This window comes from Cellulomonas sp. NPDC057328 (assembly GCF_042667215.1).
Classification (GTDB): Bacteria; Actinomycetota; Actinomycetes; order Actinomycetales; family Cellulomonadaceae; genus Cellulomonas.
This window is the reverse complement of sequence record NZ_JBHUZW010000006.1, coordinates 40,420-62,649: the sequence shown is the minus strand read 5'-3', so window position 1 is coordinate 62,649 and position 22,230 is coordinate 40,420. Positions and strand designations below refer to the sequence as shown.

The window sequence follows — 22,230 nt, the reverse complement described above, 5'->3', positions numbered from 1 at the left end:
CACGACCTGGGAGGACGCGTTGGGCGACAACGACAAGTCGATGGTGGCGAAGCTCGTCGGGATGGGCGTGACGCTCGGTGCGGCGTGGGTCGCGCACAGGGTCGTCGAGCTCGGCTGGGAGAAGGCCCGGGGCCACAAGCCGCCGGCACCGGACTCGACCGACGACGACATCAACTTCTCCGAGGTCGCCGTGGCGGCCGTCATCACGGGTGCGGTGGTCGCGCTGTCGCGCGTGCTGGCGACCCGCGGCGCGGCCAAGCTCATCGCCCGCTAGCCGGTCTCACCCTCGCGGCCCCTGTGAGATCGCGGGTCCGCTGCGAGGTCGCGGGTTCGGTGTGAGGTCGCGGGCTGGAAACCGCGACCTTGCACGCAACCCGCGACCTCGCGTCCGGTGGGGGATCGGCGGGCGCGCGTGCGTCAGTGGCCCGCGCCCAGGCGGCCCGCCAGGCGGTCCAGGCGGGCCGCGCTGTCGGCGTTGACGCCGACGAACTCGACCTCCGTGCCGCGGGCGGCGTAGCGCTGCCGGATCGCGTCGAGCGCCGCGACCGTGGACGCGTCCCACACGTGCGCCCGGGACAGGTCGACGACGACGCGCGCCGGGTCGCCGGCGTAGTCGAACCGGTGCACCAGGTCGTTGGAGGACGCGAAGAACAGCGCGCCCTCGACGGCGTACACGCGCTCCCCGTCGTCGTCCGCCGCGTCGAGCCGCGTGACCGTCGTCAGGTGCGCGACGCGCCGCGCGAACAGCACCGTCGCGACGAGCACGCCGACGCCCACGCCGTACGCGAGGTTGTGCGTCGCCACGGTCACCGCGACGGTCGCGACCATCACCGCGGTCTCGGACAGCGGCATGCGGCGCAGCGTGCGCAGCGAGTGCCAGTCGAACGTCCCGACGGCCACCATGACCATCACGGCGACCAGCGCCGCCATCGGCATGATCGCGACGACGTCGCCGAGGCCCACGCACAGCACGAGCAGGAAGACGCCCGCGAGGAACGTGGAGATGCGGGTCCGCGCCCGCGACACCTTCACGTTGATCATCGTCTGGCCGATCATCGCGCAGCCGCCCATGCCGCCGAAGAACCCGGTGACGACGTTCGCGACGCCCTGCCCCCATGCCTCGCGCGTCTTGTCGGAGTGCGTGTCGGTGACCTCGTCGACGAGCTTCGCCGTCATGAGCGACTCGAGCAGCCCGACCACGGCCATCGCCAGCGCGTACGGGAGGACGATCTGCAGCGTCTCGAGCGTGAACGGCACGTCCGGGACGAGGAGCGACGGCAGGCTCTCCGGCAGCGCGCCCTCGTCCCCGACGGTCGGCACGGCGATGCCCGCCGCGACGACCAGGACGGTCAGCAGCACGATGGCGACCAGGGGCGCCGGGACGACCGTGGTGAACCGCGGCAGCAGCACCATGATCGCGATCCCCGCCGCGACGAGCGGGTAGACGACCCACGGCACGTCGACCAGGTGCGTCAGCTGCGACGTGAAGATGAGGATCGCCAGCGCGTTGACGAAGCCGACCATCACCGAGCGGGGGATGAACCGCATGAGCCGCGCGACGCCGGCGAGCCCGAGCACGACCTGGAGGACGCCCGCGAGCACCACGGTCGCCAGGAGGTAGTCGAGGCCGTGGTCGCGCACCACCGGCGCGACGACCAGCGCCACGGCTCCCGTCGCGGCGGAGATCATCGCCGGCCGCCCGCCGACGACCGCGATCGTGACCGCCATGGTGAACGACGCGAACAGCCCGACGCGCGGGTCCACGCCGGCGATGATCGAGAAGGCGATCGCCTCGGGGATGAGCGCGAGCGCGACGACCAGCCCGGCGAGCACCTCGGTGCGCAGGCGCGCGGGCGAGCGCAGCGCGGAGCGGACGGACCACGTGGCGTCCGCCTCGGGGGCGCCGTCGACGGGGACGGGCGTGGGCGCCGGGTCGGCGCGCGGGACGACGGGCGCGGGCTCGCGGGGCGTGTCGGCAGGCACAGCTGTCCCCTTCCGGGGGTGATGCGGGGCGGGGACCGTGCGCGGCGTCGGGCACGGCAGGGCGTGGCGCCCTGGGGCGGCGGCAACTCTACCCTCACGTGAGGGTAGGGTCGACCGTCCCGGCCGGCGGTGGCCGACGACCCGGCAGGATGTGCCCATGACCGACGGCTCGCAGGCGACGACCATGCACATCGGCGCGGTCGCGGAGCGCACGGGCCTGTCGCTGCGCACGCTGCGGCACTACGACGAGGTCGGCCTGCTGCGTCCGTCCGGCCGCACCGACGGCGGCTTCCGCCTGTACACGGACGCCGACGTCGAGCGGCTGCTGCTGATCCGGCGCATGAAGCCCCTCGGGTTCTCGCTCGAGGAGATGGCGGACCTGCTCGCCGTGACCGACCGCCTCGCGGCCGGGGACGTCGACGACTCGCTGCGCGCGCAGCTGGACGGCTACGTCGTCGCCGCCCGGGAGCGCCGCGCCGACCTCGCGCGCCGCCTCGCCATGGCGGACGAGTTCATCGCCCTGCTCGAGGCCCGCTGACGCCCGGCCCCGCCCGTCCGGTCGTGCCGCCTCAGCGCGTCCCCGGGCCGCCGGGCGCGGCGGGGTCGACCCGCTCCTCCGCGTCCGGTCCCGTGCGCTCGCCCGCCTCCGGGTCGTCGGTCGTGCCCCCGCCGGCCTCCTCGAGGTCGCGCGTGAGCTCGTCGACGACGAGCAGGTCGTGCCGCACCTTGCCGGTGCGGTAGCCGGCCCGACCGACCATGTGCGCGGCGACCGGGGCGGTGAGCATCTGGAAGATCGCGACGAGCACGAGCGCCCACACCGCGCCGCCCTCCCGCAGCCGGAGCGCGAGACCCACCAGCACGAGGACGAGCCCGAGCGTCTGGGGCTTGGTGCCCGCGTGCATGCGCGACAGCAGGTCGGGGAACCGCAGCGCGCCGACGCCCGCCGCGAGCACGAAGAACGCCCCGCCCAGCAGGCAGACGACCGACACGACGTCGGCCACGAGGGTCCACCGCTCCACCGTCACCGGACCTCCCCCTCCGCGCCGCCGCCGTGCGCCTCGGCGTCCGGCTCGTCCTCGACCGTGTCCCGCGTGCTCTCGGGCACGTGCGGGCGCCGGCGCTGCGCCTCGTCCTCCTGCTCCTGGCGGCGGCGCTCGGCCTCCTCGGCGGCGACCTCCTCGCGCGTGCGGACGCGGCCCTCGCCCTCCGGCTCGACGGAGGCGAAGCGCGCGATCGTCACCGACCCGACGAACCCGACGAGCGAGAGGACGACGAGGATCGGCACGACGTCGGCGCGGCGGCGCGCGGCCGCGTACAGCGCGACGGCGGCGACCATCGCCGTGACGACGATGTCGAGCGCGACCGTGCGGTCGAGCATCGACGGCCCCTTCTCCGCCCGCACGATCGCGAAGCCGGCGCCGAGGGTGAGCAGCACGGCGCTGACGCCGACCACCACGTCCATCGCGGTCATCGCGGCACCTCCGCCCGTGCGGGCCGCCGGCCGGGTGCGAGACCCGCCTCCGCCAGCTCGTCGTCCGACGCGAGCGCGCGCAGCACCCGCTCCTCCTGGTCCAGCACCGACTGCCGTGCCGCCTCGACGCCGCCCGACGTCTCCACGTCGAGCACGTGGATGTACAGCCGGCCCGTGAGCCGGTGCGCCTCGACGACCAGCGACCCCGGCACGAGGGACACGAGCTCGGCGGTCAGCGTCAGGTACAGGTCCGAGTGGCTGCGCAGCTGCACGCAGACCACGGCACCACGCGGCGTGTGCCGGGGGCGCAGCGCCACCCAGCTGACCTCGAACGACGCGCGCACGAGGTCGACGAGGAAGCGCCCCACGAGCGCGGCGAGCGCACCGGGACGCACGCGCCCGTGCAGGTCGATCGGCGTCATGCGCAGGCCGACGGTCACGAGCACGCCGAGCAGCGCGCCGTTGACGAGGTTGCCGAGGGTGAGGTCGCCCCACAGCAGGACCCACACGGCGGTCAGCCAGACGACGGTGGGCCACTGCGTGCGCAGCGACCCGCGGCGGGGGTGCAGGCTCACGGGTCCACCTCCACGGCGTCGTCGGACCCGGGCTCGTCGTCGGTCTCGGCGACGTCGGCGGACTCGCCCTGCCCGCGCAGGCCGTCCGGCAGCACGGCCTCGACGTACGGCGTGCGCTCGATCAGCGTCTCCGCGGCACGCTCGGTGTACGAGTACAGCGGGCCGGCGAACACCGTGAGCGCGAGCCCGACCGCGACCAGCGCACCGGCGGGCACGGCCATCGTCGCGGGCACCCGCGTCCCGGGCAGCTCCTCCGGCGACGTCTGCCAGAACGCCTTGTTCCACGCCTTGACCAGCGCGTACAGCGTCAGGAGCGACGTCACGACGGACCCCACCACGAGCGCGTACGCGAGCGGCGTGCCGACGTCGACCCCGGCCTCGAGGAGTCCCACCTTGCCGAGGAACCCGGACAGCGGCGGGATGCCGGCGAGGTTCATCGCGGGCACGAAGAAGAGGATCGCCAGCACCGGCGCCAGCTTGGCGAGGCCGCCGAGGCGGTCGAGCGACGTCGTCCCGCCGAACCGCTCGACGAGCCCGATGACGAGGAACAGCGCCGTCTGCACGGTGATGTGGTGGACGACGTAGTAGATCGCCGCGGTCCAGCCGGTCTCGGTGCCGAGCGCGATGCCGAACACCATGTACCCGATGTGGCTGACGAGCGTGAAGGACAGCAGTCGCTTGATGTCGTCCTGCGCGACGGCACCGAGGATGCCGACGAGCATCGTCGCGAGCGCGAGCACCATGAGCACGTCGTCGACGCGCCCCTCCGGGAACAGGAGGCTCTGCGTGCGGATGATCGCGTAGACGCCGACCTTCGTCAGCAGGCCCGCGAACACGGCGGTGACCGGGGCGGGCGCCGTCGGGTACGAGTCCGGCAGCCACGCCGACAGCGGGAACACCGCCGCCTTGATGCCGAACGCGAGCAGCAGCATGACCTGCAGCGCGAGCCGCACGCCGGGGTCGATCTCCGGCAGGCGCAGCGCCAGCTGGGCGAGGTTCAGCGTGCCGGTCGCGGCGTAGATCCCGGCGATCGCGACGAGGAACAGGATCGACGACAGGATCGACACGACGACGTACACGGTGCCCGCGCGGATCCGCTCGCCCGTGCCGCTCAGCGTGATGAGCACGTACGACGCGGCGAGCAGGATCTCGAAGCCGACGTAGATGTTGAACAGGTCGCCCGAGAGGAACGCGTTCGCGACGCCCGCGGACAGCACGAGGTACGTCGGGTGGTAGATCGAGACGGGCGCGCCGCTCTCGCCGTCCTGCTGGCCCTGGGCGAGCGAGTACAGCAGGACGCACAGCGTCACGGCCGACGAGACGGTGAGCATGAGCGCCGACAGCCGGTCCGCGACGAGGTCGATGCCGACCGGGGCGGCCCAGCCGCCGACGTCGACGACGACCGGCCCGCCGTCGGCGAGGACGAGGAGCCCCGCCGAGACGACGAGCACGAGCGACAGCACGACGACCGTGACGATGCGCTGCAGCCGGGGCCGCCGCGCGAGCGCGAGCGCCAGACCGGCGCCCGAGAGCGGCAGGACCACGGGCAGCGGCACGAGCCATGTCCAGTCCGTCGTCATCGCGCCACCCCCGTCCCGCGGTCGTCGTCGTGCGCGGGCCCGTGGTCGGTGCCGCCGGTGCCCGGTCCGCCGCGGTCGGTCTCGTCGCGCGCCAGCGCCGCCTCCTCGGCGAGGCTCTCGCCGTCGCCCTCCGTGTCGGTGTCCTCGAACGCGCGCTCGTCGCGCGCGGCGAGCCGGGCGATGCGGCGGTCCTCGACGTCGTCCTGCACCTCGTCGTGGCGGTGCAGCTGCCACGAGCGGTACGCCATCGCCAGCAGGAACGCCGTCAGCCCCAGCGTGATGACGATGGCCGTCAGCACGAGCGCCTGCGGCAGCGGGTCGGACATCTCGCCCTCGGGCGTCACGCCGATGAGCGGCGGCCCGCCCGCGGCGCCGCCCGCCACGAGGATGAGCAGGTTCGCGCCGTTGCTGAGCATCGCGATGCCGACGAGCACGCGCGTCAGGCTGCGCTCGAGCACGAGGTACGTGCCGGCGGCGAACAGCACGCCGATCACCACGACGAGCGTCAGGTTCGGGCTCATGTCGATCACGGGACCACCTCCGGCCCGTCGTCCGACCCGCGCTCCACGGCGTGGCCCGCCGCGCGCGCCGGCACGGTCTCGCCGGCCTCGAGCCGCACCGCGTCCTCGCCGCCCACCGCGTCGGCCGCGACCTCGTCCTCGCCCGACTCGGCGCGCCGGTCGATCTCCGAGCCGAGGCTGCGCAGCACGTCGAGCACGAGGCCGACGACCACGAGGTACACCCCGACGTCGAAGAACAGGCTCGTGACGAGCTTGACCTCGCCCCACACCGGCAGGCTGAACTCGAGGATCCACGACTGCAGCACGGTCCCGCCGAGCACGAGCGCGCCCAGGCCGACGCCGGCCGACAGGAACAGGCCCAGTCCCAGCAGCACGCCCGGCTGCACGGGCGCCGCCTCGCCGAGCTCGTACCGCCCGCCGGCGAGGTACCGGACGGCGAGCGCGATGCCCGTCACGAGACCCGCGGCGAACCCGCCGCCCGGCTGGTTGTGGCCGCTGAACAGCAGGTACAGCGAGTAGACGATCATCGTGTGGAACAGCAGCCGCACGACGACCTCGAAGATGACGGACCGGCGCTGCGGGGCCAGCGTGCGGCCCGCGCGCAGCCACTCCCGGGCGCGCGACCCGGTGCCGACGCCGGCCCGCCCGGTGCCGGGCTCGGCGTCCGGCGTCGCCGTCACCGATCCGGCGGGACGGCGGATCGCCGCCATCGGGTCGGGCACCCCGCCCCACACGGCGCGGTCCGCGGGCGCCTCGCGCTCGCGGAAGATCCGGCCCGAGCGCGCGGAGAGGAAGACGAGCGAGGCGACGCCCGTCGCGGCCACCAGCAGCACCGAGATCTCGCCCATCGTGTCCCACGCGCGGATGTCGACCAGGGTCACGTTGACGATGTTCTTGCCGCCGCCGAACTCGTACGCCTCCTCCGCGAAGTCGGCGGACACGGGCGCGTGCACGCGCGCGGAGGGGGCGACCAGCGCGATCCCGGCGACGGCGACGCCCACGGCGACCCCGATCGCGAGCCGCACGTACCGGGACAGCGCGAGCGGCCGGTCGGAGAAGTACGGGGGCAGGCGTCGCAGCACGAGCACGAAGACGACGAGCGAGATGGTCTCGACCAGCACCTGCGTGAGCGCGAGGTCGGGGGCGCCGTGCAGCAGGAAGAGCCCGGCGAGCGCGTACCCGCCGATGCCGAGCAGGATGATCGCCTTCAGCCGGCGACGCGCGCGCGCCGCGAGCACCGCCGACACGACGACGACGGCGCCGAAGACGCCCTGCGCGGCGTAGTCCCACGGGCGCACCGCGACGGGCCACGACGTGCCCGTGAGCAGGGCCGTGCCGACGACCGTCACCCAGGCGACCAGGATGATGCCGAGGTACACGGGCAGCGAGCCGCGCTGGGTGAGCGCGGTGACGTCCGCGGCGAGGTCGTCCAGGCGCCGCATGGACCGGCGGTAGACGCGGTCGGCCTCGAGGACGCCCGGCACGCGCGCCTGCCAGCGCTCGACCCGGTCCCGCGCCACGAACAGCAGCGCACCGGTGCCGAGGATCGCGACCGTGAGCCAGAACGCCGGCGTGATCCCGGCCCACAGCACGAGGTGCCCCGGCTCGCCGTGCGGGTACGTCGACGCGTGCGGCAGCAGCAGCTCCTCCCCGAGCCCCGGCAGCAGCGCGACGAGCACGCCCAGCACCGCCAGCACGAGCGCGGGCCACACCAGCAGCATCGAGGGGTGCGTGATCCGTGCGGGCGTCGACGACTCGTGCCCGCCGTCGGCGAGCGACGTCGTCGTCGTGCCGCCCTCGCCGTCGTCCGTCTGCGCCTTGGTGAGCACCGCGGACTTGGTCGCGAACGCGCCCCACCACAGCCGCAGCCCGTACGCCACGGTGAGGGCGGAGCCCACGACCACCGCACCGAGCACGACCCAGCCGAGCGGGTCGCCCTCCGCGTGCAGCAGCGCCTCGAGCCCGGCCTCCTTGGCGACGTAGCCGGCGAACGGCGGCAGGCCGATCATCGACGCGGTGGCGAGCGCGCCGGCGGCGGCCGTCCACGGCAGCTCCCGCCCGACGCCCGACAGGCGGCGCAGGTCGCGCGTGCCGCACGCGGCGTCGACGACGCCGACGACGAGGAACAGCGCCGCCTTGAACATGGCGTGGGCGCCGAGCATGGCGAGGCCCGCCAGCGCCGCGCCCTGCGTGCCCTGCCCGACGAGCAGGATGATGAGGCCGAGCTGGCTCACCGTGCCGAACGCGAGGACCAGCTTGAGGTCGTGCTGGCGCAGCGCGCGGTAGCCGCCGAGGAGCAGGGTGCCGCCGCCCAGCAGCACGACCGACCACTGCCACACGGGCTGGTCGGCGTACGCGGGGGCGAAGCGCGCGACGAGGTACACACCGGCCTTCACCATCGCCGCGGCGTGCAGGTACGCGCTGACCGGCGTCGGCGCGGCCATCGCGGCGGGCAGCCAGAAGTGGAACGGGATGAGCGCCGACTTCGTGACGGCGCCGGCCAGCAGGCACGCGACCGCGGCGACGACGAGCCCGCCCTCGCGCGGGGGGTCGGCCAGCAGCCCGGACAGCGAGTACGTGCCGGCCTGCTCGCCGAGCAGCACCACGCCGACGAGCATCGCCAGGCCGCCCGCCGTGGTGACGACGATCGCCTGCATGGCCGCCCGGCGGCTCGCCTTGCGGTCCGCGTAGTGCCCGATGAGCAGGTACGACGTCACCGTCGTCAGCTCCCAGAACACGAACAGCAGCAGCATGTCGTCGGCCGTGACCAGCCCGAGCATCGAGCCCGCGAAGGCCGTGAACACGCCCGCGAACCGGCCGAGGCCCGACGCCGTCGACGTGAAGTACGCCGAGCAGTACACGAGGACCAGCGCCCCGACACCGCCCACGACGACCGTCATCAGCCACGACAGCGTGTCGAGACGGAAGGCGAGCTCGAGCCCCAGCGTCGGGATCCACTCGACCACCTCGACGGCGCCGCGGCCGTCGCGCACGGCGGCGGTCTGCGCCAGCGCCCAGGCGGCGGCGGACGCGGGCACGAGGGCCAGCAGCAGGAACGCCTTGCGTCCCAGCCAGGAGACGAGCGCGGGCGCGACGAGGGCCGCTGCGAGGTGCACGGTCAGCAGCAGCAGCAACGTCCGGCTCTCCGTCCTGGTCGGGGGCGGTGGTCGGGGTGGTGCGATGTGGCCCGACCGGGGCGGCGGCGGGGGGCGCGCGCCCCGGGACCGTCCGGGGGGAGCCGGCGGCCGGGTGTCGAAGGTGCGGCCATGCACGGCGACGCGAGAGCGCCGTCGAGATGGGCAAGGGGGACGTCACCACTCTACCAAGCGATCGTCGAGCACTCCTTGTGACATCGACGGGCACCCCGACCCGGGACCATGCCGACCCGGCGGGGTCGGCGGCGACGGCACGCCCGCTGCGGCGGCGTGCCGTCAGACCTGGATCGGGTCGCCGAGCAGCAGCATGCCGGGCGGGAACTGGCCGTCCATGACGGTCTGGACCTGCCGCCGCGCCTCGTCGCCGTCGGCGGCGCGCACGCGCAGCTCGACCGTGGTCGGGCCGGGGTCCGGGCGACCCGCACCCTCCTCGCCGTCGTCGTGCAGGCCGTCCGGCATCTCGGCGGTGAGGCCGGCGGTGCGCAGCCGGTCGAGGAACGTGTCCCCGTCCCGCTTGGCCGTGTCGAGGTCGGGGAACGTGACGGGGATGACGTAGGTCTCCATGCCGTCCATGCTGCGCGCACCCGTGGCGTCGGCAAGCGGGCGCCGGGATGCCGGTGGACGAGGTCGCCGTCGCGCGGGCTGTGGGCGGGTCGAGCGGTCGTGGGGGCCGCCCGTCGCGCCGTCGAGCCGCCCACAGCCCTGCGGGACGCGGCACCCGTGCACCTGGGTCGGACGGCCGGGTCCCCCGTCGTCGGCGGCCGTTAGCGTGAGCCGGGTGAGCCCCCTGCAGCTGGTGTGCGTCGTGCTGGCGTCGGTCGCCACCGCCGTCGGCGTGGCCGCGTTCGTGCGCGGCGTCGTGGTGATCGTGCGGACCGTGCGCATCGGACGCGCGGCGCCCGGGCGGTCGGGGCCGGCGGGTGTGCGGCTGGGCACGCTGGTGCGCGAGGTCGTCGGGCACGGGCGCTTCCAGCAGCGGCCGGCGGTCCGCGCGGCGCACTGGGTCGTCATGGTGTCGTTCCCCGTCCTGGTCGTCACGCTGCTGACGGGCTACGGGCAGCTGGTCGACCCCCGGTACGGGCTGCCGGTCCTCGGGCACTGGCCGCCGCTCGAGTGGGCGGTCGAGGCGTTCGCGTGGCTGGGCCTCGTGGGCATCGCCTACCTGACGTCGGTCCGGCTGCGCGCCCGGCCGCGTCCGGCGGTGCCGGTGACGACGGGGGCCGAGGCGGGCGACGAGGCCGTCCCGCACGCGGGCGGCGCGCCGCAGCCCGCGACCGCGCAGCAGCGGCGGTCCCGGTTCTTCCGGTCGAACATGCGCTGGGCGTACGTCGTCGAGGCGACGATCTGGCTCGTCGTGCTCGCGGTGCTGGTGCTGCGCGGCCTCGAGTACGCGCTGGGCGTGCAGGACGGCGAGCCGTGGGCGACCGCGCTGCACTTCCCGCTCACCGCGTGGTTCGGCGCGGCGTGGACGGGGACGCAGGCGGCGACGCTCGAGGCGGCGGTCCTCGTGGTCGCCACCGTGAAGATCCTCGTGTCGATGGGCTGGTTCGTGTTCGTCGGCCTCTCGCCGACGGCCGGCATCGCGTGGCACCGGTTCCTCGCGGTCGTGAACGTGTACGCGCGCCGCGAGCCCGACGGCGCACCGGCGCTCGGCCCGCTCGCGCCGCTGCGCGGTCCCGACGGGGAGCCGCTCGACCTCACGGCCGCCGAGGACCTGCCCGACGACCTCCGCCTCGGCGCCGGCGCGGTCGAGGACCTCACCTGGAAGCAGCTGCTCGACACGTCCACCTGCACCGAGTGCGGCCGCTGCCAGGAGCAGTGCCCGGCGTGGGCCACCGGCAAGCCGCTCAACCCCAAGCTCGTCATGACCGCGCTGCGCGACCACGCCGCCGCGACCGCGCCCTGGGTGACGGCGGCACGGGCCGCGGGTGCGACGCCGGAGGCCACGGCCGACCCGCACCTCGGCGTCGACCTCGTCGGCGCGGGCGTGATCGACCCCGACGTCCTGTGGTCCTGCACGACGTGCGGCGCCTGCGTGCAGCAGTGCCCGGTCGACATCGAGCACGTCGACACGCTCGTCGACATCCGCTGCTACCAGGTGCTCATGGAGTCGGCGTTCCCCGCCGAGCTCGGCGGCACGTTCACCAAGCTCGAGCGCCGCGGCAACCCGTGGGGGCTGCCGGCGCGGCAGCGCCTCGACTGGGCGAAGGGGCTGCCGTTCGACGTCCCGGTGGTCGGCGTCGACGTCGAGTCGGCCGCGGAGGTCGACTACCTGTTCTGGGTCGGGTGCGCCGGCGCGTTCGAGGACCGCGCGAAGCGGACGACCCGCGCGGTGGCGGAGCTGCTGCACGTCGCGGGCGTCTCGTTCGCGGTGCTCGGCGACGGCGAGACGTGCACCGGCGACCCCGCCCGCCGCGCCGGCAACGAGCTGCTCTACCAGATGCTCGCGAGCCAGAACGTCGAGACGCTCACCGAGGTCGGCGCGCAGCGCGTCGTCGTGACGTGCGCGCACTGCTTCAACACGCTGTCCCGCGAGTACCCCGCGATGGGCGGCCGGTTCGACGTCGTGCACCACACGCAGCTGCTCGACCGGCTCGTCGGCGAGGGGCGGCTGCGCTTCGCCCCCGGCACCGGGGACGACGGCACGGGCACGACCGTGACCTACCACGACCCCTGCTACCTCGGCCGGCACAACGAGGTCTACACGCCGCCGCGCGACCTCGTCGCGGCCGTTCCCGGCGTCACGCTGGCCGAGATGCCCCGGAACAAGGAGACGTCCTTCTGCTGCGGCGCCGGCGGCGCCCGCATGTGGATGGAGGAGAGCCTCGGCGAGCGCATCGGCACGGTCCGGGCCGCCGAGGCGGTCGCGACGGGGGCGGGCGCCATCGCCACCGCGTGCCCGTTCTGCACGGTGATGCTGTCGGACGGCGTCGCGGCGACCGCCCGGGCGGCGGACGCCGGCGAGCCGGTCGCCGCGCCGGCGGCGGGCGACCCCCGCGGCACGGCGACCCCCGGCGCACCGGTGGCCCGCCCGGGCGTGCCGGAGGTGGCCGACATCGCCGTCCTCCTGCTCGACCGGGTGACCGGCCGCCCGTCCGCCTGACGCCGAGGAGGTCGGCGCAAGTCTGTCGACGTGGTCCCCGGCGACGACCACGTCGACAGGCTCGAGCGGCCGGGGACGGCGGGCCCGGGATTGCCGTCAGCCGCGGCGGGTGACCGCCTCGCGCCGCGCCGCCAGCAGCGCCACCGCCCCGAGCAGCACCGCGCTGCCGAGCACCCATGCCAGGTGCAGCGCCACCGGCTGCGTCGCCGCCCCGGTGAACGCCACGACGTCGTCCGCCGGCATGACCAGCCCGTACGCGAGCTGGCCGAAGTGGAACGTCGGCAGGTACGGCGCGACGTCGCTCATCACGGCGGGCAGCTCGGACAGCGGCATGAAGAACCCGGACGCGAACGCCAGGGGCAGGAACAGCAGGTTCGCGACGACCGTCGCCGCCCGCGGCCGCGCGAGGAACGCGATGGCGAACCCCAGCGTGCTGAAGAGCAGCACACCGGCGGACATGAACGCCCCGAACGCCAGCCACCGGCCCGCGTCCAGCCGGACGCCGCCGGCGGTCGCGGCGAGCAGCCCCGTGCTGAGCACGATGAGCACGGCGTGCACCGCCGCGGTCAGGGACGTCCCGGCCAGGTACACGCCCGTCGGGAACGGCGTCGCCCGCAGCGTGCGCAGCCACCCGCGGCCGCGGTCCTTGGCGACGTTCTCGCCGAACGTGAAGAGCGCGAGCGACACCACCCCGTAGGCGGTGAGCGAGACGAGCATCGCGAGCCCGACGCGGGTGCCGCCGGGCAGGGTCGACGACGCGTTCGGCAGCCCGAACATCGCGTACAGCAGCACCGGCACGGCGACGGCACCGACCGCGAACTCCGCGTCGCGGAACGACGAGCGCAGGCCGACGACGACGGTCCGGGCCAGCAGCCCGGCGACGCCCCCGGTGCGACGCGTGCCGGCGTGCTGCGTCCCGGCGTGGCGCGAGCCGGGCCCCGGCGAGCCCGGGGTCGTGCGTGCGGTGGTGGTCATCGGTCCTCTCCGTCCGGTCCGGCGCTCGTGCGCTCCTGCGTGAGGGTGAGGAAGACCTCCTCGAGGTCGTCCCGCCCGTGGTGGGTGAGGGCGTCGGGGGTGGCGTCGGCGCGCACCCGGCCGTCGGCGACGACCACGACGCGGTCCGCGACGCCCTGCGCCTCGAGCAGGTCGTGCGTGGCGAACACGACGGTCGCGCCGTCGGCGACGCTCTCGCGGGCCCGGTCCCAGAAGGCGCGCCGGGACGCGACGTCCATCGCGGCCGTCGGCTCGTCGAGCAGGAGCAGGTCGGGCGCGCCGACCAGCGCCATCGCCAGCAGCAGCCGCTGGCGCTCGCCGCCGGACAGGGCCGTGACGACCTTGTCGGCGTGCCGGGTCAGCGCGGTGCGCGCCAGCACGTCGTCGGTCCGGTACGCCCGCGGGTACGCGCGGCCCACGAGCCCGACGAGCTCGCGCACGGTGACCTGCTCCGGCAGGCCGGCGCCCTGCAGCATCGCGCCGACGCGCCCCCGCCGCGCCCCCGGTCGCCCGCCGAGCACCCGGACGCTCCCCCGCGTCGGCCGCACGAGCCCCAGCAGCAGCTCGAACGTCGTCGTCTTGCCCGCGCCGTTGGGCCCGAGCACCGCGACCAGCTCCCCCTCCTCGACCCGCAGGTCGAGCCCGTCGAGCGCCGGGACGCCCGCGTACTCCTTGTGCACGCCCTCCAGCTCCAGCACCGCGCCCACGGCCGGCCCCTTCCCTCGTCCGCCCGCCACCCCCCTGCGGGTGCCGGTGCGACGCGATCGACGCTAGGGACGCGCAGAGGTGCCGCGGACGTGCCGGCGGTCACCGGGTCCGACCATGACCTCCGGCACTCCCGGGCCCGCGGGCACCGCGCTACGGTCGCCGGGTGGACGCCGTGCGGAGGGGCACGCCGGCGGGCGCGGGAGCGGCGGCCGACGGCCCGGACCCGGGCCCGCCCGCCGCACCCACCCCCGCCGACCGCCTCGGGGCCGGCGCCGGCGTGGTCGCCGTCCTCGCCGTCGGCGTCGCGCAGCTCGTGGCGGACGTGGCGCTCTCCGACGTGCCGGTCGCCGCGCGCACCGTCTGGTGGGCGGCCTTCCTCGTGTACGCGGCGGTGTTCGCGGTCGACGCGGAGGTCGTGCGGCTGCGCCGGCCGCCGCCGGAGCGGGTGCTCGTCGTCGTCCTCGTCGTGGCGGCGTCGGTCGCGTGGGTCGCGAACCCGACGGCCGACTGGACGCCCGTGCTCTTCGTCGTGACCACGGCCGCCGCGAGCGCGGCGCTCGGCACGCCCGGGCTCGTCGCGCTCGTCACGGTGCAGTCGCTCGCGACGGCGGTGGGCGCGGCGCTCGCCGGCCGGGGCGTGGTGGGCGTGCCGTTCACGGTGGTCGTCTACGCGGCGTTCCAGACGTTCGCCGCCATCACCGTCCGGACGGCCCTGCGGGAGGCGCAGGCCCGGGCGGAGGCCGACGCCGCGCACGCCGACCTCGCCGCGGTGCACGCGGACCTCGCCGCCGCGCACGCCGACCTGCGCGCCACGAGCGCCCTGCTCGCCGTCACCAGCCGGGACGCCGAGCGGCTGCGCATCGCGCGGGACCTGCACGACGTCATCGGGCACCAGCTCACGGCGCTCGCCCTCGAGCTGGAGATCGCGTCGCACCGCGTCGACGGCGCGGCCGCGGAGCACGTCGGCCGGGCGCGCACGGTGGCCAAGGACCTGCTGCGGGACGTGCGGACGGTCGTCGGCGAGCTGCGCGGCGGCGCGGCGGGCGGGCTGGAGCCGGCGCTGCGCGACGTCCTCGACCTGCCCGGGCTCGCGACGTCGCTGTCGGTCGACGCGGCGGTGCACCTCGACGACGCGCACCTCGTCGCCGTCGTCCGGTGCGTGCAGGAGGCGGCGACGAACGCGCTGCGCCACGCGCCCGGTGCGACGCGGCTGGCGGTGCACGTGCGACGGGACGGCGACGGCGTCGTCGAGGTCGACGTGCACGACGACGGGCCCGGCGCGATCGCGTGGGAGCCCGGGCACGGGCTGCGCGGCATGCAGGAGCGGGTGACGGCGCTGGGCGGCACGCTCGTCGTCGACCCGGGGCCGGGCCGGGGGTTCCGCGTGACGGCGCGGGTGCCGACGTGATCCGCGTCGTCCTGGTCGACGACCAGACGCTCGTGCGGCAGGGCGTCCGCGGGCTGCTCGGGCTGTCCGACACCGTCGACGTGGTCGCCGAGGGCGCCGACGGGGACGAGGCGCTCGCGCTCGTCGCGGAGCACCGGCCCGACGTCCTCCTGCTCGACCTGCAGATGCCGCGCCGCGACGGCATCGCGACCCTCGAGGCCCTGCGCGAGGCCGACGACCCGACGCCCGTGCTCGTCCTCACGACCTTCGACGACGACACGCTCGTCGCTCGCGCGCTCGGTGCCGGCGCGCGCGGGTACCTGCTCAAGGACGTCACGCTCGCGCAGCTCGTCGACGCGGTGCGGCGCGTGGCCGCCGGCGAGCGCCTGTGGCAGCCCGCGGTGACGGACCGGCTGCTGCGGGCGCTGCTCGAGCGGCCCGTCGTGGTCGAGGGCATCGACCGGCCCGAGCCGCTGACCGCACGCGAGCTCGACGTCCTGCGGCTGCTCGCCGCCGGCTGGTCCAACCGCGAGATCGCGGACACGCTGCACCTCGCGCCGGGGACCGTGAAGAACCACGTGTCGGCGGTGCTGCTCAAGCTCGGCGTCCGGGACCGCACGCGCGCGGTGCTGCGCGCGCTGGACCTGGGGCTGCTGGGGTCCTGACGGCCGTCAGCGCACCGCGCGGGCGATGCCGGCGTGCTTGGCCAGGAGCATCTGCCCCCAGGTGAACCGAGCGACCGGGCGCAGCAGCGTCCCGACGACCGCGCGCCAGCCGCCACTCCCGAGCCACCGCACGGTCAGGTCCACGCGCGTGCCGTCGCCGGACGGCGTGAGCGCGACCGCCAGCCGCTGCACGGGCGCGCCGCCGGGCCGGTCGGGGCGGCGGAGCTCCCACTCGACGAGCCGGCCCTCCTCGCGCGCGACCGGGACGACATGCTGCCGCTCGAAGCCGTCGGGCACGCGCTTGGCACCGTCCGCCGGGCCGACGACCGTGGCGAGCAGGGTCCCGTCGGGCTGCTCGTCGACGGTCGAGTACCACGGGTCCCACGTCGTCCGGCGGGCCGGGTCCGTGACCAGCGACCAGACCTCCGCCGCCGGCGCGGGGACCCAGCCGGAGCGGCTGACCGTGCGCCACGGCCGCGGGTCCGGGCTGACGAGCGCCCCGGACGGCCCGGGGGCGGTCGCCCGCCATGCGTCGACGGCCGCGAGCACACGGTCCGGGTCGAGCTCGAGCACGGCGAGCGCCTCGGCGACGAACCCGCCCGGCTCACGCACGAGCGCGCGCAGGTCCGGCCGGTCGTCGGCGGAGGGCAGCTCCCACCGACCTGCCGACAGCACCCGGTCGGCGCGCGGCGACCACGGGAGCCCGCCACCCGTCCGGGGCATGTCGCGCGGCGGCACCGGCGGCACCGCGACGCCGGCGCGGGCCAGCCGGTCGGCGTGCACCTGCGCGACGGCGGCGCGCGCACGGTCGACGGTGACCCCCAGCGAGCGGAGCACCTGCCCGGCCGGTCCACCGACCGCGGCGAGCGCGACGAGCAGGTGGTCGACGTCGAGCTCGGCGTGACCGGCGCGGTACGCCTCCTCCGTGGCGGTGACGACGATCTGCTGGGACAGGACGACGGCGTCCGTCAGGCGGCTCATGCGCGGTTCCTCCGGGGGACGGCGATGGTCGGGTCGATCCGCTTGGCGTACTTCTTGTGGACGGCCTGCCGGGTGACGCCGAGCGCGTCGGCGACCTCCTGCCAGCTCATGCCGGCGCGCAGCGCGGCCTCGACCTGGCGCAGCTCGTACGACTCGACGAGCACCCGCAGGGACGAGACGGCGCGGAGCCCGGTGAGCGGGTCGGAGGTGTCGCCCGCAGCGACGGCGACCCGGGGCTCCTCCATGCCTGTCAACCTAGGTTGCTGGTTCGACGTGTGTCAACCGCGGTTGCCAAAGGCGTCGGTCCGCCGTGGCGCCCCCGCGTGCCCACGTCCGTCCCGCTCGGCAGATCCGGCGAGCTCGCCGGTCCGGTGGCGAGGTCGCCGGTCGCGGGCGGCGACCTCGGGAGCCGAGGGGCGAGCTCGGCGGAGGCGTCCGCGGCGCCGGTGGGTGGCGCCCCGGCCCGTGCCGTAGCGTCCGCGTGTGCGTGCGGTCCGGCGGGTGCCCTGGTGGCTGCTCGCGACCGTCGTCGGTGCCGTGCTCGTGGTGACGGGTGCGCTGCCCGGCGGGGACGCCCGGGACCTGCTCGAGCGCACCGGGCCCGTGCTGCTCTTCCTCGTCGCGCTGACCGTGGTCGCGGAGCTGTGCGCCGGCGCCGGGCTGTTCGAGGCGGCCGCCGCGGCCACGTCGCGGCTCGCGGGCGGGCGGCGCTGGGTGCTGTGGCTGCTCGTCGTCGTGCTGGCGACCCTCTCGACGGCCGTCCTCTCGCTCGACACCACGGCGGTGCTGCTGACGCCCGTCGTCGTCGCGCTCGCCCGGCGCACCGGGTCCGACCCGCTGCGGTTCGCGCTCGTCGTCGTCGCGCTCGCCAACACGGCGTCGCTCGTGCTGCCGGTCTCCAACCTCACGAACCTGCTCGCCGACCGGGCGCTGCGCGCGACCGGGGCCGACTACCTCGCGCTCATGTGGGCGCCCGCGCTGACCGCCGTCGTCGTCACCGTCGCACTGCTCGCGGTGCGCGACCGGCGGGCCCTCGCCGGGCGGTACGAGGCCGCACCCGCGCGTCCCGCACCGGACCGCCCCCTGCTCGTCGTCGCGGCGGCGGTCACGGCCGTCATGGCGGTGGCGTTCGTCGCGGGGGTCGAGCCGGTGGTGGCCGGCGGGGCGGCCGCCGTCGTGCTCGCCGTCGCCACGGTCGTGCGCCGGCGGCCGTGGCCGGCACCGCTCCCCCGGCTGGTGCCCTGGCGCACCGTGCTCGTGGTGGCCGGCCTGTTCGTGGTCGTCGAGACGCTGCGCGTGCACGGCGGTGCGGTGCTGGCCGCGTCGGCGGCCGGGGACGGTGACGACCTCGGCGCCCTGCTGCGCCTCGCGGCGACCGCGGCGCTCGCGTCGAACGCCGTCAACAACCTGCCCGCGTACCTGGCCCTCGAGCCCGCCGCCACCGGCGACCCGCTGCGGCTCGCGGCGCTGCTCATCGGCACGGGCGCGGGCGCGGTCCTCACGCCGTGGGGCTCGCTCGCGACGATCCTGTGGTGGCAGCGCTGCCGCGCGCTGATGCTGCACGTGCCCGCCGGCGCGATCGTCCGCCAGGGCCTCCTCCTCGCGGCACCGGTGGTGGCGACGTCGGTCGGCGCCGTGGTCGTCGTCGCCACCTGACCGCCCGCTTCCCCTCCCCGCCCGCCCTCCCTCCCTCGCCGAGTGCGGTACCTCCCACCGAGTGCGGGTGTTGCACCTACCGCAGTCGGGGGGACCTACCGCAGTCGCCGCGACCTGCCGCAGTCGCCGCGACCTGCCGCAGTCGGCGCGACAGCAGGCGGCGGCCGGCGAGTGCGGTACCTCCCACCGAGTGCGGGTGGTCCACCTACCGCTGTCGGTGCAACCTGCTGCAGTCGGCGAGAAGGCGACCGGCGGCGCGCGGCGGCCGGCGAGTGCGGTACCTCCCACCGAGTGCGGGTGGTCCACCTACCGCTGTCGGCGCGACCTACCGCAGTCGGCGGGACGTGCCGCAGTCGGCGCGACGGCAGGCGGCGGCCGGTGACCGGCGGGGACGAGTGCGGTACATGCGTCACGCGTGCGGGTGTTGTGACACCCGCACTCGTGACGCATCTACCGCAGTGGGGGGTGGGGGACGTCGAGGAAGGTGAGCCGGGCGCGCTTGGTCGGGAGGTCGACCTCCGGGCCGAGGACCGCCCCGAGGCGCTCGGCGCGGCGCAGCATCGCGGTGTTGCGGGCGTCGGGCTCGCCGACGACCCGCGTCGCCCCCGTGCGCTCCACGACCACGCGCAGCAGCGCGAGCATGAGCCGCTGCGAGAAGCCGCCTCCGTGCCCGGCCGGCCGCGCACCGACGAGCACGTGCACGCCCAGGTCACCCGGCCGCACGTCGTACACGTCGCCGACCGGGTCGTGCGCCGGCTCGTAGACCTGCACGAGCGCGACCGGCACGCCGTCGACGCGCGCGAGCAGCGCATGGTGGTGGTCGAGCGACGCCACGAACCCGTAGGTCTCGCGCAGCTCGTCCGCCGTCAGGTGGCCGAGCCCCCAGAACGCGGTGCCGCGCGCGGTGCACCACGCGTGCAGGGTCGCGAGGTCGGCGTCGAGGTCGAGCACGGACGTCGTGACGACGCCCAGGCCGTCGACCGCACGCTCGTCGACGACCGTCCCGCCGGCCAGGCCCGTCCACGCGGCCGTCAGCCCCGCGCCCCCGGCGGCCACCTCCGAGCTCGTCGCCCCCGCCCCGCCCGTCACTCCCCCACCCCTGCGGGCAGCGGCTCGGGCGTGAGCGCGTCCCAGTCGGTGACGACCTCGACGGTCCGCGCGACGGCCCACGTCGCGTGCTGGTCGGCGAAGTGCGGGCTGCGCGGGTCGCCGCTCGCGCCGAACGGCACGCCCCAGCGGCTGCGCGCCCGGTCGCCGAGGTCCCACACCCACCGCGCCACGGAGCCGCGGAACGCGCGGTCGGTCACGCCGGGCACGGTGCCGGTGCAGCGCACGGTGTCCTGGTCGCCCGCGAGCGCCACGGCGGGCACGGCGGGGACGCGCGCGCCGGGCACGTCGGCCAGCACGTGCGCGGGCAGGACCGTGTGGCGGGTGCCCCAGCGCTCCCCGGGCGTCGCGCGGGCGGCGACCTCCTCCAGGGCGGCGCGCACGTGCGCCGGGCCGTCGATGCCGAGGTCGGTGCGGGCCAGCAGCGCGGCGAGCGCGGCGCCCACCCGTCCGCGGACGCCGAACCAGGCGTCGAACGCCGGGCCGGCGTGGTGGGGGACGTCGAGCGCGGTGATCGCGGGCTCGGTCACGAGCCGCGCGACGAGCGCCGCGCGCAGGTCGGCGAGCAGTGCGGCCTCGGTGGAGTCGGCGTCCATGTGCAGGTCCCACGCGAGCAGGCGGTCGCGCACGGCGGCGGCCGCCGGTGTGAGGCCCTCGATGCCGGCGACGTGCCGGAGCAGGCGTCCCGCGCCGGCCCAGTGCGTGTCGCCGTGGATCTCCGCCATGTCGGCCGGGCCGAGCGCGCGCCCTCGGCGCTCGGCGATCAGGGTGCGCAGCCGCACCGCCCGGTCGGGCGCGTAGACGGCCCCGTGGTCGCGGTCGGGCGCGGACGGCCACTCGTTGGCGTCGGCCACGGCGTCGGTGACGACGCGCGGCTCGGCCAGGGTGCGCCACGGCCGCGGCGAGTGCGCCGGGTCCCACGCGCGCAGGGGCAGCAGGCGGTCGTCGGGGTGGCGGTCGGCGACCCGACCCGCGTCGAACGACAGCACGGTGCCGGCCGCGTCGGCGGCGACGACCCGGTTGACCGGGTCGACCCAGCCCGCGAGCGCGGCGGCGACGTCGTGCGCCGTGCGCGCGCGCAGCAGCGGCCGCAGGCACGCGAACCCGAGGTCGGCGTCGACGCGCGGCTGCATCCGCACGGACCGCGCCTCCTCCGCCCCGACGCGCGGCAGGGCACCGGTGGCCACGTCGTCCTGGTCGGTGCGGGCACCCGCCGCGGAGCCGCCGGACGCGAGCACGCCGTCGGCGAGCGCGTCCTCGGGTGCCGCGTCGCCGGCCGTGGCCCCGCCGTGCCCGGGGCCCGGACCGCCGGCGGCGACCCTCGCACCGGCGGGCGCGGGGCCGGGTCCGTCGGCGTCCGGTCCGTCGGCCCCGTCGACGGTCATCCCCCGCACGACGACGGGACCGCGCGCCGTCTCGAGCACGTCGACCGTCAGCGGCTCCCCGCCCCGCACGCGCACGTGCGCGGCGGTCCGCGCGACGGGCTCCCAGCCGTCCGGCCCGAGGGCCTCCCACGCCCCGCCCCCGGCCCGGCGCAGCCGCTCGCGGAACACCTCGGCGGCGTGCGCGACCGCGTTCGTGATGCCCCACGCCGCCGCGCCCGCGTGCCCGAAGTGGGGCAGCCCCGGCACGCCGGGGAACGCGAGCCCGAGCACGTCGTACTCGGGGCAGGCGAGGCGGATCTGCTGGTAGACGCCGGGCAGCTCCAGCACGCGGTGCGGGTCGCCGGCGAGCAGCGGCGCACCCGACGCGGTGCGCGAGCCGTGCAGCGCCCACGCGTTGGACCCGCTGGTGGGCCCGTCGGACGCGGGGTCGAACAGCCGGACGAGGTCGAGCGGGCCGACCGCGGCGAGCCCGGGGTGCCCGGACCCCCGCGCCGCCCGCACGACGTGGTCGTGCCACAGCACGCGTGGGAACGTCGAGAAGAGCGCGTGGTTGACGAGGAAGACGCCGAGCGGCGCCCACGCGGGCCAGGGGTCGTCCGGCGTCGCGCCGCCGAGGAGGCGGTCGAGCTCCTCGACCTCCACGGGCGGACCGGCCGACGCCAGCCCGGCGTTCACGCCGTCCGTGTACGCGTCGACCCACGCGCGGTCGTCGTCGCCGAGCGCCGCGTAGGCGCGCTGCGCGGTGTCGGGCAGGCGCAGGCGGTGTGCGACGACGTCCCACGCGACCCCGGCCTCGCCGACGTGCTCGGCGAGCCGCCCCTCGGCGCGCCACCGGTCCGTCTGCACCTGCCACGTCCGGTCGCGCGCGGTCACCCAGCCCTGGCCGTACGCCAGCGCGCGCTCGTCGGACGCGCGCACGTGCGGCACGCCGAGCGCGTCGCGGAAGACCTCGAACCCCAC

At 76.2% G+C, this 22,230-nt stretch carries 20 protein-coding genes; 6 read left to right on the top strand and 14 right to left on the bottom strand.

Annotated features, from left to right (window positions below):
• The first annotated feature begins 19 nt into the window (after positions 1-19).
• Positions 20-274, top strand: coding sequence for a DUF4235 domain-containing protein (locus ACFUMH_RS02450; RefSeq protein WP_378199833.1), 255 nt, complete (start codon positions 20-22; stop codon positions 272-274).
• Between the two features lie 143 nt (positions 275-417).
• On the opposite strand, the gene ACFUMH_RS02445 is transcribed toward ACFUMH_RS02450, so the two are convergent.
• A complete protein-coding gene (locus ACFUMH_RS02445) occupies positions 418-1,983 on the bottom strand; it encodes a SulP family inorganic anion transporter (protein ID WP_378199830.1) in 1,566 nt (521 codons plus the stop codon).
• Between the two features lie 157 nt (positions 1,984-2,140).
• Here ACFUMH_RS02445 and ACFUMH_RS02440 point away from each other — a divergent pair, with 157 nt between their 5' ends.
• Positions 2,141-2,521 (top strand): MerR family transcriptional regulator, encoded by a 381-nt coding sequence (locus ACFUMH_RS02440; protein ID WP_378199826.1) that lies wholly within the window; start codon positions 2,141-2,143, stop codon positions 2,519-2,521.
• A 31-nt stretch (positions 2,522-2,552) separates the two neighbouring features.
• Here ACFUMH_RS02440 and mnhG read toward each other — a convergent pair whose 3' ends face one another.
• From mnhG to ACFUMH_RS02405, 7 genes are all read right to left on the bottom strand, one after another.
• On the bottom strand, positions 2,553-3,002 hold the full coding sequence (gene mnhG, locus ACFUMH_RS02435; protein ID WP_378199862.1) for a monovalent cation/H(+) antiporter subunit G: 450 nt from the start codon (positions 3,000-3,002) through the stop codon (positions 2,553-2,555).
• A 2-nt stretch (positions 3,003-3,004) separates the two neighbouring features.
• Positions 3,005-3,454, bottom strand: a complete 450-nt coding sequence (locus tag ACFUMH_RS02430; RefSeq protein WP_378199823.1) for a monovalent cation/H+ antiporter complex subunit F — start codon at positions 3,452-3,454, stop codon at positions 3,005-3,007.
• Complete coding sequence (locus ACFUMH_RS02425) at positions 3,451-4,029, bottom strand: Na+/H+ antiporter subunit E (protein WP_378199820.1); 579 nt, start codon at positions 4,027-4,029, stop codon at positions 3,451-3,453. Before ACFUMH_RS02425 ends, ACFUMH_RS02430 begins: the two co-directional genes overlap by 4 nt.
• A complete protein-coding gene (locus tag ACFUMH_RS02420) occupies positions 4,026-5,609 on the bottom strand; it encodes a Na+/H+ antiporter subunit D (protein ID WP_378199817.1) in 1,584 nt (527 codons plus the stop codon). The genes ACFUMH_RS02425 and ACFUMH_RS02420 overlap by 4 nt, the downstream gene beginning before the upstream one ends.
• A complete protein-coding gene (locus ACFUMH_RS02415; RefSeq protein ID WP_378199859.1) occupies positions 5,606-6,130 on the bottom strand; it encodes a Na(+)/H(+) antiporter subunit C in 525 nt (174 codons plus the stop codon). The genes ACFUMH_RS02420 and ACFUMH_RS02415 overlap by 4 nt, the downstream gene beginning before the upstream one ends.
• 5 nt (positions 6,131-6,135) lie before the next feature.
• A complete protein-coding gene (locus ACFUMH_RS02410) occupies positions 6,136-9,264 on the bottom strand; it encodes a Na+/H+ antiporter subunit A (RefSeq protein WP_378199814.1) in 3,129 nt (1,042 codons plus the stop codon).
• A gap of 297 nt (positions 9,265-9,561) precedes the next feature.
• The gene (locus ACFUMH_RS02405; protein WP_378199811.1) at positions 9,562-9,849 is read right to left on the bottom strand and encodes a hypothetical protein; all 288 of its coding nucleotides are present in this window, start codon (positions 9,847-9,849) and stop codon (positions 9,562-9,564) included.
• A gap of 214 nt (positions 9,850-10,063) precedes the next feature.
• Between ACFUMH_RS02405 and ACFUMH_RS02400 the strand changes: the two genes are divergently transcribed.
• A complete protein-coding gene (locus tag ACFUMH_RS02400; RefSeq protein ID WP_378199809.1) occupies positions 10,064-12,388 on the top strand; it encodes a (Fe-S)-binding protein in 2,325 nt (774 codons plus the stop codon).
• A 96-nt stretch (positions 12,389-12,484) separates the two neighbouring features.
• On the opposite strand, the gene ACFUMH_RS02395 is transcribed toward ACFUMH_RS02400, so the two are convergent.
• Positions 12,485-13,363 carry an ABC transporter permease gene (locus tag ACFUMH_RS02395; protein ID WP_378199807.1) on the bottom strand — a complete coding sequence of 293 codons (879 nt, stop codon included), beginning with the start codon at positions 13,361-13,363 and terminating at the stop codon, positions 12,485-12,487.
• The gene (locus ACFUMH_RS02390) at positions 13,360-14,088 is read right to left on the bottom strand and encodes an ABC transporter ATP-binding protein (protein ID WP_378199804.1); all 729 of its coding nucleotides are present in this window, start codon (positions 14,086-14,088) and stop codon (positions 13,360-13,362) included. Before ACFUMH_RS02390 ends, ACFUMH_RS02395 begins: the two co-directional genes overlap by 4 nt.
• Positions 14,089-14,252: 164 nt before the next feature.
• On the opposite strand from ACFUMH_RS02390, the gene ACFUMH_RS02385 reads away from it, so the two are divergent.
• Positions 14,253-15,497, top strand: coding sequence for a sensor histidine kinase (locus ACFUMH_RS02385; RefSeq protein ID WP_378199801.1), 1,245 nt, complete (start codon positions 14,253-14,255; stop codon positions 15,495-15,497).
• Positions 15,494-16,141 (top strand): response regulator, encoded by a 648-nt coding sequence (locus ACFUMH_RS02380; RefSeq protein ID WP_378199798.1) that lies wholly within the window; start codon positions 15,494-15,496, stop codon positions 16,139-16,141. Before ACFUMH_RS02385 ends, ACFUMH_RS02380 begins: the two co-directional genes overlap by 4 nt.
• Before the next feature lie 6 nt (positions 16,142-16,147).
• On the opposite strand, the gene ACFUMH_RS02375 is transcribed toward ACFUMH_RS02380, so the two are convergent.
• Together ACFUMH_RS02375 and ACFUMH_RS02370 are read right to left on the bottom strand one after the other, a co-directional pair.
• The gene (locus ACFUMH_RS02375; protein ID WP_378199795.1) at positions 16,148-17,122 is read right to left on the bottom strand and encodes a Clp protease N-terminal domain-containing protein; all 975 of its coding nucleotides are present in this window, start codon (positions 17,120-17,122) and stop codon (positions 16,148-16,150) included.
• Positions 17,119-17,367, bottom strand: a complete 249-nt coding sequence (locus tag ACFUMH_RS02370; protein ID WP_378199792.1) for a hypothetical protein — start codon at positions 17,365-17,367, stop codon at positions 17,119-17,121. The genes ACFUMH_RS02375 and ACFUMH_RS02370 overlap by 4 nt, the downstream gene beginning before the upstream one ends.
• A 238-nt stretch (positions 17,368-17,605) precedes the next feature.
• Here ACFUMH_RS02370 and ACFUMH_RS02365 point away from each other — a divergent pair, with 238 nt between their 5' ends.
• Complete coding sequence (locus tag ACFUMH_RS02365) at positions 17,606-18,778, top strand: SLC13 family permease (RefSeq protein ID WP_378199789.1); 1,173 nt, start codon at positions 17,606-17,608, stop codon at positions 18,776-18,778.
• A 450-nt stretch (positions 18,779-19,228) separates the two neighbouring features.
• On the opposite strand, the gene ACFUMH_RS02360 is transcribed toward ACFUMH_RS02365, so the two are convergent.
• Both ACFUMH_RS02360 and ACFUMH_RS02355 read right to left on the bottom strand, forming a co-directional pair.
• Positions 19,229-19,867, bottom strand: a complete 639-nt coding sequence (locus tag ACFUMH_RS02360) for a GNAT family N-acetyltransferase (protein ID WP_378199785.1) — start codon at positions 19,865-19,867, stop codon at positions 19,229-19,231.
• Positions 19,864-22,230, bottom strand: coding sequence for a penicillin acylase family protein (locus ACFUMH_RS02355; RefSeq protein WP_378199782.1), 2,367 nt, complete (start codon positions 22,228-22,230; stop codon positions 19,864-19,866). The genes ACFUMH_RS02360 and ACFUMH_RS02355 overlap by 4 nt, the downstream gene beginning before the upstream one ends.

Coding starts and splice junctions, on each gene's coding strand:
- ACFUMH_RS02415 (WP_378199859.1), bottom strand. CDS start 6,130: ATGAGCCCGAACCTGACGCTCGTCGTGGTGATCGGCGTGCTGTTCGCC.
- ACFUMH_RS02370 (WP_378199792.1), bottom strand. CDS start 17,367: ATGGAGGAGCCCCGGGTCGCCGTCGCTGCGGGCGACACCTCCGACCCG.
- ACFUMH_RS02440 (WP_378199826.1), top strand. CDS start 2,141: ATGACCGACGGCTCGCAGGCGACGACCATGCACATCGGCGCGGTCGCG.
- ACFUMH_RS02420 (WP_378199817.1), bottom strand. CDS start 5,609: ATGACGACGGACTGGACATGGCTCGTGCCGCTGCCCGTGGTCCTGCCG.
- ACFUMH_RS02430 (WP_378199823.1), bottom strand. CDS start 3,454: ATGACCGCGATGGACGTGGTGGTCGGCGTCAGCGCCGTGCTGCTCACC.
- ACFUMH_RS02375 (WP_378199795.1), bottom strand. CDS start 17,122: ATGAGCCGCCTGACGGACGCCGTCGTCCTGTCCCAGCAGATCGTCGTC.
- ACFUMH_RS02395 (WP_378199807.1), bottom strand. CDS start 13,363: ATGACCACCACCGCACGCACGACCCCGGGCTCGCCGGGGCCCGGCTCG.
- ACFUMH_RS02405 (WP_378199811.1), bottom strand. CDS start 9,849: ATGGAGACCTACGTCATCCCCGTCACGTTCCCCGACCTCGACACGGCC.